Raw genomic sequence first — 8,835 nt, 5'->3', positions numbered from 1 at the left:
TTTTATAGATAGGTCATCTGCAAAACTCCCTAACTCTCCATTTGATTTCACCACACGATGACAAGGCACTTCAGGTGCAAAAGGTTTTATTCATCGCCGAGCCAACCGCACGATGTGCTTTTGGGCGATTAATGAGTTTTGCTAAACCAACTAAGTAATAACACGCCCAGCCGGCACCTTGGCTTTCAATGTTTGATAGCAGAGATTTTGAAAATCAGTCAAGGTAAAGCTTCATTGCATCATCAAACTTGCCCTGTGCTTTGAGAATAAAATCACATACTTCACGCACCGCACCATGTCCACCGGATTTTTCAGTGATTAAATTTGCGTATTGTTTGACCGTGTCATGTGCATTGGCAACAGCAATAGCAAAACCAACCTTGGTCATTACTGGCAAATCAATCACATCATCGCCCACATAGGCTACTTCATCAGCGCTCAGATTGAGTTTTTGCAATAGGTCGCTAAACGCTACCACTTTATCTGATTGTCCTTGATAAAAATGCGCAATACCAAGGTTTTTCATACGATATGCAACTGTCTTGCTATCTCGTGCAGTAATCACAGCTACTTCAACACCATTGTCTTTAAGCATTTTAATGCCGTGTCCATCAAGTGAATTAAAACGCTTGAATTCTGCACCATCCTCAGTGAAATATAGTCCGCCATCAGTTAATACACCATCAACATCAAAGATAATCAGTTGAATTTTATTTACTAACTCAGTTGTGTTCATTTTATTTTGCTCCAGTTAAATGCATCACCTGGGTCAGTTTTCCTACCTGGGGCGATATCACTGTGCCCAACAACATCTGTTATTGGGTAGTGTGATTTTAATTGATCTAATATTGTTTTTAACACTTGATATTGTAGCGCTTCATAGGCAATATTATCACTGCCTTCTAACTCAATACCAATAGAAAAATCGTTACAGTTTTCTCGTCCTACAAAATTCGATTGTCCTGCGTGCCAAGCTCGTTTGTCAAATGGTACAAATTGGACAATCTCGCCGTCGCGTTTAATAAATAAATGCGTGGAAACTTCAATACCAATCAATGTTTGAAAATAAGGGTATGCACCAAAATCCAATTTATTGGTAAAAAATTGTTCAATATAATCATTGCCAAACTCTTTTGGTGGTAAAGAAATATTATGAATAACCACCAATGAAACCTCGTCATTAGGGCGCTCGTTGTAATTTGGTGATGGAACTTGTTTTGCCAAAGCAAGCAAATGGTTTTCAATCATGCTTAGAATTATAACAACAAACCCTATTAGAATAACGCCCTCTTAGTAAGAGGCGTGGATGTTCAGGATCATCAACAAATGCTGAACGATTGTGCAATACATTATTACAAATCAGTCCTTGATTGGCATTCATCGTATATTCAAAATGATGTGGCGTTGTAGTTTTTAACAAATCATCTAACAAAGTAACTGCCTGTTTAACCTCTAAGGAGTCTAAGAATTCAATATTTTTCTTCCGTTGCGTGTAGCGCATATAAAGCTCAACACTCGGCTCATCAATGAAAAAAATAGCCTCCGTTGATTTAGCGCGTCTAACTTGTCCATCCATCTTATGCTCTGGAATACTCATTGCCTGTGGATGACTCAACGCTTTAACGACATCTATATTATCTTCCCTTAATAGCAAATAAACCATCTGTGGGTCAATCCATTGATTAACGCCACCAGTGGCACTAGGCGAGACACAAAATAATGAGAAGGCACGCACTTGATTGTTTTGTGCATTGTAATAACCATCAGTATGCCACCCAATTGCCTTGTTGGTATAAGGAATAAATTCTGAGCGTTGTTCTTGCTTATTACTTTGCGTGACATATGCCAGCCCATCATTTTGTGCATACAGGTGTTGGTCATAATCAATCAAACCTACTTGACGATTGATTTGCACTATGGCTTGCGCATAGTCATCCTGCGCTTTGATTTCAAATAAGGCAAAGTTGTTAGTGCGACAAAGATACTGGATTTTATCTTTTTCAGCTGTACTTAGCACACTTGGGTTTGCAATTTCAAGCAGACACTGTTCAATGCTATTTACTGCATTAGCAAGTTTTTCATCCCGCCAATATTGATATTTATCAAAATTGTCTAGGATAGACATTAGCCATTAATTCGCTTATTAATTGTCCACTGTTGTGTTATAGATAAGATATTGTTGAACACCCAATAAAGCACAAGTCCTGACGGAAACCACAAGAACATAATGGTAAACACAAAAGGCAGTGTCATCATAATCTTCGCCTGCATTGGGTCAGGTGGTGATGGATTAAGTTTTTGCTGGATAAACATTGAAACACCCATAATAACCGGCAAGATATAATATGGATCCATCACTGATAAATCTGACATCCACCAAAATGCCGTTTGACGCAACTCAACTGTATCGAGTAGCATCCAGTAAAAAGCAATAAACACGGGTATTTGCACCAAAATAGGCAAGCAGCCAGAAGCTGGATTGATCTTCTCTTTTCTATACAACTCCATGGTTTTTTGACCCATTTTCTGTCTATCATCACCATAAGCTTCTTTTAATTGTGCAAGCCTTGGAGACAGTTTTCTCATTTTTGCCATTGAACGATAAGACTTTTCGCTGAGTGGATAGAAAACTAACTTAATTAACATAGTAATAAGAATAATTGACCAACCCCAACTACCAACAACATCATTAATTTTATGAATCAACCAAGACAATGGGTCAGCTAAAATATCTAACCAACCATAATCCAGTGTATAGTGTAAACCAGTTGCCACTTTTTCAATCTTACCATACTCTTTAGGTCCAATATACAACTGGTTAGTACTGAGTGTTACGCTACTTCCAGCGGCAATATTAGTTTGTTGATTAGCATTGGTTAGTTTGTACACACCACTAGTTGTGCTTGCAGAAAAATTCTGTTGCTCATCTTGGTTTGGAATCCACGCGGTCATAAAATATTGCTGTGCCATTGCCATCCATCCACCAATAGAATTTTGCTTATCAAAATCACTCCAATCTTCAAAATCATTTTTTTGTATGGTGTTGTTTTTCTTGTCATATATTAGACCACCAGTAAAAGTTGGCATCATCATATTCGACTGGTCGATAGCATTACGGCTCAAGCGCACATATGGCTTAACTGGCAAGCTCTGATTAGAATTGTTGAGAATTTGATAATCAACCCCAACAACATAACTACCCCTCTTAAAATGGAAATTCTTAATCACTTTTATGCCGTCTTTGCCTTGCCATACAAGTGGCACAACCAATTCATCAGCAGACAATTGATAATTGGTATTGACCGAACTAAAATCAGACAAATGTGTTGGCAATGCATCGTCACGCGATGCTAAACCACTTTGCGCTTGGAACAACGCACCCGTTTCATCATTTAATAATTGAAATTTTTCATCACCTTCCAACTCTACAGGGTAAGTATTTAGAAAAGCATTCTGAATTGTGCCACCTTTGTGGCTAATTTCAACCGTAAGAAAATCAGTAGTTACTGTAGTAAAACCTCCTTTTTGGGCAACACTCGGTATTGATACATCAATTTCTAAACCCTGCGTATTGATTGTTGGTATGTCAATATTTTGCGCTGGTGCGTCTGAGGTGATTTCAGATTTGTGTACAACATTGCCATTGGCATCAACCGTTTGTGTAATTTGCCACTTATCCCATAATAGGAAAACTGTAAAAAAAATAGCAACACTTAATAATAATTTTTGATTCATAATGATTGGTATGTAATGTATTTATTTTTTGGGCACTGGGTCGAAACCACCTTCGTGCCAAGGGTGGCATTTGCTAATGCGTTTAACGCTTAAACTAAGTCCTTTGAAAAAGCCATGGGCTTTCACAGCGTCATATGCATACTGAGAGCAAGTTGGGTCAAAACGACAGTTAGAACCTAACAGCGGACTGATAAACAACTGATAAAATTTAATAGGGATAAGCAATAAATAACGCATAATTCGAAATTATTTTTTTGTTACCTTTTTAAATAAATCAAGCAATTCTGCCGATAAAATAGGATTTTTGACTGGCTTTGATTTTCTTGCCATTACCACAAAATCCCAACTATCTAAATACTGTCGCTGCAATCTAAAAGTTTCTCTAGCAATGCGTTTAAATCGATTCCTATCAATCGCTAAGCGATGGACTTTTTTCGATATAGCCAAACCCAAGCGTGGTTTTGATGCCTTAAGTGGTCTTGCAATAACTTGCCAGTGTTTGCCCCTTGCCAGTGTGCCACCCTTAAAAACATGGGTGTACTCATTGGCTTTAAGAATTCTAGCCGCGCGCGCCAACCCGAAAGACACTAGGCAGCTAAACGCTTACGCCCTTTTCTTCTACGAGCATTGATTACTGCACGACCTGCTTTGGTGCTCATTCTTGCTCTAAAACCATGTGTGCGCTTACGCTTAATAACACTCGGTTGAAAGGTTCTTTTTTGTTTCATAATGTTAATACAGTCAAATAAAAGGCGCAATTTTACCATAATATCCACCCAAATACCATATTGATGTTACAATGAAAAGTGGCAATTCTTTGAATAGTGTGGGACACAGAATGGATTTGGTTTATTGGTTAATGTTATTAAGAGCACCGAATGTTGGCACGCACACCTTTTATAAGGCTCTCAAAGTTTTCGAATCACCTGAGCAAGTGTTTTTAGCCTCTACAACCCAGCGCAAAGCCTGTGGCGTATTTCGCCAAGAGACACTTGACTTTATAGAACAAAACGATACTTCGTTGGTGCAAGCAGACCTTGATTGGGTCAAAGCCGATGACTGCCATATTCTCACTTTAATTGATAACGGCTATCCTGAACAACTCAAAACCATTTCCGACCCGCCACCCTTGCTTTATGTCAGAGGCGATGTGTCATGCTTAACCTTGCCACAACTCGCTATTGTAGGTAGTCGCAATCCAAGCTCTGGTGGCAAGCAAAATGCACATGAATTTGCCAAGTCTCTATCAAACTTAGATATTGTGATAACTTCTGGTATGGCGAGTGGTATCGATGCCAGTGCACACATTGGTGCTTTAGAAGCCGACAAACCAACCATTGCCGTTTGTGGCACAGGACTTGATAGAATCTATCCAGCAAAACACAAGTCTTTGGCACATCAGATTTCAACCAAAGGCGCTTTGGTATCTGAATTTTATATTGGCACCGCGCCCACTGCCACTAATTTTCCAAGACGCAATCGTATTATCAGCGGGTTGAGTTTAGGCACTTTAGTGGTTGAAGCCAGTATCAAAAGTGGCACAATGATTACTGCTAAACTAGCCGCCGAACAAGGCAAAGAAGTATTTGCTGTTCCTAGTTCAATCCACAATCCATTGTCGCAAGGGTGTCATCACCTTATCAAACAAGGTGCTAAATTGGTTGAAAGCGTTGAGGACATCCTTGATGAATTACAAATCGACTTGCCAGAGCCAGATCAAGAAAATAATTCAACCACTTCTGAAAAATACACGCACAATAATTCTTCTGTGCTATTAAAATACTTGAGTTACGATGCTATAAATATTGATGAAATAGTTGAAAAAAGTGGTTTGAGCCCCCAAATAGTCACACAAGAGTTGCTTTTATTAGAGCTCAAGGACGCAGTAGAAAAAGTTGATGGCTTTGGTTATATATTAAAGTGAGGTTTTATGACAAATAATAATATTCTTGATGTGCTAACTTATATGTTTGATTATCTGTTTGAAGTAGCAGAGCAAGATTCGTCTCAAGAAATTGACGATACCGCCTTAAAGGCACACCTTTCAGATGCTGGATTTGAGATTACACGCATTGACAAAGCACTCAGCTGGTTAGAGAACATTGCCACTTTGCAAGATGGCGAAACCCAACCATTTGGCAGTGCTAATGGCAGTATGCGTATTTATAGCGAAGCGGAAAAATTAAAACTTGACACAAAATCTCGTGGCTTTCTATTATTTATGGAGAACATAGGTCAAATTGACGCTAACCAGCGTGAAATGATTATTGACCAAATTATGTCACTGGGCGACTCCACCATATCTTTAGACGACCTCAAATGGGTGGTAATGATGATACTTGGCAATAGCGACGATGAAGAAGTATCACCACAATGGTTAGAGTCCATTATGTTTCTTGATGACAATCACACGGTTCAATAATGGCAAAAAATCTTGTCATTGTTGAGTCCCCCGCCAAAGCCAAAACCATTGAAAAGTTCTTAGGCAAAGACTATACCGTTAAATCGAGTATCGGTCATATTCGTGATATGCCTAAAAAAGGCATGGGCATTGATATTGAAAATAACTTTAAACCTACCTACGAAGTCACCGCAGACAAGAAAAAAGTCGTTACACAATTACGCAAGGATGTAAAAGCCGCTGATAAAATTTATCTCGCAACGGATGAGGATCGCGAAGGAGAAGCCATTGCTTGGCATTTGCTAGAGGCACTCAACCTGCCAAAAGACACGCCAAGAATTGTTTTCCATGAAATTACCAAAGGTGCGATTACTCGTGCAATCACCGAGCCACGAATAGTGGACTACAACTTAGTTGATGCACAGCAAGCCAGACGCATTATTGATAGATTAGTAGGTTTTGAGATCTCACCAGTTCTATGGCGCAAAATCTCAGGTGCCCGTTCAGCCGGCCGAGTACAATCCCCAGTAGTGCGTTTAGTGGTAGAAAGAGAAAGAGAAATTATCGACCATACCTGTGAAAACACTTATAAGGTTAAAGCAGATTTAGTCAATGATGCAGGCGAACTCATTGAAGTAAAACTGAGTGCGGATTTCAACAAAAAAGATGAGGCATTGGCATTTGCCACAGCGCTTTTAGATGCCAAACTCAGCGTCGCATCAATTGAGAAAAAACCTTCAAAGCGCACACCCAAGCCCCCTTTTATCACTTCTACACTACAACAAGAAGCCTCGCAAAAATTAGGCTTTTCAGTCAAGCAAACCATGACATTGGCACAAGGTCTCTACCGCGAAGGTGCGATTACTTATATGAGAACAGACTCATTCACGCTTTCTGAAACAGCCATCGAAGCCGCTGGTAAAGTGATTGAAAAAGAATTTGGTCGTGATTATCACCAAGAAAGAAGGTTTAAAACCAAAGATGCAAGCGCACAAGAGGCGCACGAAGCCATTCGCCCAACTGACCTTACCAAGTCAGAGATTTTTGGCTTAGAAGGTCAAGCGGCAAAACTTTACACACTTATTTATAAGCGCACATTAGCTTGCCAAATGAGTGATGCCCAGTTGCAAAAAACACAAATTAAAATTAACATCTCTAATCGCTCTGAGAATTTTATTGCCAATGGTGAAATCTTAATATTCCCTGGATTTTTAAGTGTGTATGATTATCTGTCTTCAGATGACAAGCTGTTGCCAAATTTAAACAAAGGCGACGCATTAAGCATTGCTAATTTTAGCGCTAGAGAGAGTTTTTCTCGTGCCAAGCCACGCTATACTGAAGCCTCATTGGTGAAGAAAATTGAAGAAATGGGCATCGGTAGGCCGTCAACTTTTGCCACGATGGTATCTACCGTGCAAGACAGAGGTTATGTTTCTAAAGAAACGCGCGAAGGTGTAGAGCGTGAATACCACAAAATTGAAATTATAGATGGTGCAATTTCTGAATCAACCCCTGTTGAGAGGACGGGTGCTGAAAAAAACAAACTATTCCCAACCAGTGTTGCCTATTTACTAAATGACTTCTTAGTTAAATATTTCAGTGAGATTGTTGATTATCAATTTACTGCAAAACTAGAGTCTGATTTTGACACCATTGCCACACAAAATGTCCCATGGCAGGGCGTGGTCAAAAATTTTTACCAGCCCTTCCACCAAAAAGTCGAAGATGCTGCTGATATTTCCCGAGAAGAAACACACGGTATGCGCGAACTCGGTACCGACCCAAAAAGTGGCAAACCCGTTAGTGTACGCTTTGGCAGATACGGCGCCTTTGCACAAATCGGACACAAAGATGATGAAGAAAAACCCATCTTTGCCTCACTCAGAGGCTCATTAGACATTGAAACCATCAAACTAGAAGAGGCACTAGAATTATTCAATATGCCTCGTACTGTTGGTGAAACTGACGACTTTGGCATTATCAAAGCCAACTACGGTCGCTTCGGTCCTTACATCCAATACGGCAAAAAATATGTCTCTCTTAAAGAAATCACTCCTGAAGAAGTCACCCTTGATGAGGCGCTAATACTCATCAAAGCCAAAGAAAAATTTGACGCCGAACGCATCATAAAAACTTTCAACGATTCTGACATCCAAGTCCTCAACGGTCGTTTTGGTCCCTACATCTGGAACGGCAAGAAAAAAGGCAAAGGACAAAAAAACATCACCATCAAAAAAGTCTTCGGCGATAAAATCCCAGCAGATTTAACGCTTGAAGAATGTAAAAAAGCCGTTTCTGGCAAACTTAAGCCTAAAGCCAAACCAAAAAAAGGAAAAAGGTGGCTAGAAAATAGATTAAAATTTAAGACAACTGCCCCGAGTTTAATCTATGCTAAAGTCTAAAAGTAATCAACCTTACGCCAAGCCGTTTTTAAAGTGGGCAGGCGGAAAGCGTGGCTTGATAGACCAGCTGTTTTCTAAATTTCCAGAAGACTTCAATAATTGAATTAGAATATTATCACGAACCCTTCTTGGGCGGTGGCGCAGTGTTTTTTGAGCTTTATTCTAGGGGGGAGCTAGAAGACAAAAAAGCATATCTTTCTGATATAAATTCAGAACTTATTAACGCTTATGAGGTTGTAAAGAGCACCCCAGAAAAATTAATAATTGAATTAGAATATTATAAGAATAATCATAATT

At 39.4% G+C, this 8,835-nt stretch carries 11 protein-coding genes and 1 pseudogene; 4 read left to right on the top strand and 8 right to left on the bottom strand.

Annotated elements, in window-relative coordinates:
- The 8 genes from BAZSYMA_RS10560 to rpmH form a co-directional block, all read right to left on the bottom strand.
- Positions 1–90 (bottom strand): MGMT family protein (locus tag BAZSYMA_RS10560; protein ID WP_277621619.1); only part of this gene is annotated, 90 nt, incomplete at its 3' end.
- A 124-nt stretch (positions 91–214) separates the two neighbouring features.
- A complete protein-coding gene (kdsC, locus tag BAZSYMA_RS08550) occupies positions 215–736 on the bottom strand; it encodes a 3-deoxy-manno-octulosonate-8-phosphatase KdsC (protein ID WP_090717972.1) in 522 nt (173 codons plus the stop codon).
- Positions 733–1,248: a 1,6-anhydro-N-acetylmuramyl-L-alanine amidase AmpD gene (gene ampD / locus BAZSYMA_RS08545; protein WP_090717969.1), complete on the bottom strand. Its 516-nt coding sequence runs from the start codon at positions 1,246–1,248 to the stop codon at positions 733–735. Before ampD ends, kdsC begins: the two co-directional genes overlap by 4 nt.
- Positions 1,241–2,125: a TauD/TfdA family dioxygenase gene (locus BAZSYMA_RS08540; protein ID WP_090717966.1), complete on the bottom strand. Its 885-nt coding sequence runs from the start codon at positions 2,123–2,125 to the stop codon at positions 1,241–1,243. Before BAZSYMA_RS08540 ends, ampD begins: the two co-directional genes overlap by 8 nt.
- Entirely contained in the window at positions 2,125–3,735 is a 1,611-nt protein-coding gene (gene yidC / locus BAZSYMA_RS08535; RefSeq protein ID WP_090717962.1) for a membrane protein insertase YidC, read from the bottom strand. Before yidC ends, BAZSYMA_RS08540 begins: the two co-directional genes overlap by 1 nt.
- Before the next feature lie 21 nt (positions 3,736–3,756).
- On the bottom strand, positions 3,757–3,972 hold the full coding sequence (gene yidD / locus BAZSYMA_RS08530) for a membrane protein insertion efficiency factor YidD (protein ID WP_090717959.1): 216 nt from the start codon (positions 3,970–3,972) through the stop codon (positions 3,757–3,759).
- A 9-nt stretch (positions 3,973–3,981) separates the two neighbouring features.
- Entirely contained in the window at positions 3,982–4,323 is a 342-nt protein-coding gene (gene rnpA / locus BAZSYMA_RS08525) for a ribonuclease P protein component (RefSeq protein ID WP_090717956.1), read from the bottom strand.
- Positions 4,323–4,463, bottom strand: a complete 141-nt coding sequence (gene rpmH / locus BAZSYMA_RS08520; protein WP_090717975.1) for a 50S ribosomal protein L34 — start codon at positions 4,461–4,463, stop codon at positions 4,323–4,325. The genes rnpA and rpmH overlap by 1 nt, the downstream gene beginning before the upstream one ends.
- Positions 4,464–4,573: 110 nt before the next feature.
- On the opposite strand from rpmH, the gene dprA reads away from it, so the two are divergent.
- The 4 genes and pseudogenes from dprA to BAZSYMA_RS10480 form a co-directional block, all read left to right on the top strand.
- A complete protein-coding gene (gene dprA / locus BAZSYMA_RS08515) occupies positions 4,574–5,659 on the top strand; it encodes a DNA-processing protein DprA (RefSeq protein WP_090717955.1) in 1,086 nt (361 codons plus the stop codon).
- 6 nt (positions 5,660–5,665) lie between these two features.
- The gene (locus BAZSYMA_RS08510; RefSeq protein ID WP_090717951.1) at positions 5,666–6,157 is read left to right on the top strand and encodes a Smg family protein; all 492 of its coding nucleotides are present in this window, start codon (positions 5,666–5,668) and stop codon (positions 6,155–6,157) included.
- The gene (topA, locus tag BAZSYMA_RS08505; protein ID WP_090717947.1) at positions 6,157–8,538 is read left to right on the top strand and encodes a type I DNA topoisomerase; all 2,382 of its coding nucleotides are present in this window, start codon (positions 6,157–6,159) and stop codon (positions 8,536–8,538) included. The genes BAZSYMA_RS08510 and topA overlap by 1 nt, the downstream gene beginning before the upstream one ends.
- A 143-nt stretch (positions 8,539–8,681) precedes the next feature.
- Positions 8,682–8,835, top strand: a pseudogene (locus BAZSYMA_RS10480) (DNA adenine methylase); the annotation flags it as partial.

The organism is Bathymodiolus azoricus thioautotrophic gill symbiont (assembly GCF_001298715.1).
Classification (GTDB): domain Bacteria; phylum Pseudomonadota; class Gammaproteobacteria; order PS1; family Pseudothioglobaceae; genus Thiodubiliella.
Note: the sequence above shows the minus strand (reverse complement) of the source record. Positions and strands in the feature narration are given on the sequence as shown.

Coding starts and splice junctions, on each gene's coding strand:
- ampD (WP_090717969.1), bottom strand. CDS start 1,248: ATGATTGAAAACCATTTGCTTGCTTTGGCAAAACAAGTTCCATCACCA.
- yidD (WP_090717959.1), bottom strand. CDS start 3,972: ATGCGTTATTTATTGCTTATCCCTATTAAATTTTATCAGTTGTTTATC.
- kdsC (WP_090717972.1), bottom strand. CDS start 736: ATGAACACAACTGAGTTAGTAAATAAAATTCAACTGATTATCTTTGAT.
- topA (WP_090717947.1), top strand. CDS start 6,157: ATGGCAAAAAATCTTGTCATTGTTGAGTCCCCCGCCAAAGCCAAAACC.
- BAZSYMA_RS08510 (WP_090717951.1), top strand. CDS start 5,666: ATGACAAATAATAATATTCTTGATGTGCTAACTTATATGTTTGATTAT.
- dprA (WP_090717955.1), top strand. CDS start 4,574: ATGGATTTGGTTTATTGGTTAATGTTATTAAGAGCACCGAATGTTGGC.
- rpmH (WP_090717975.1), bottom strand. CDS start 4,463: ATGAAACAAAAAAGAACCTTTCAACCGAGTGTTATTAAGCGTAAGCGC.
- BAZSYMA_RS08540 (WP_090717966.1), bottom strand. CDS start 2,125: ATGTCTATCCTAGACAATTTTGATAAATATCAATATTGGCGGGATGAA.
- yidC (WP_090717962.1), bottom strand. CDS start 3,735: ATGAATCAAAAATTATTATTAAGTGTTGCTATTTTTTTTACAGTTTTC.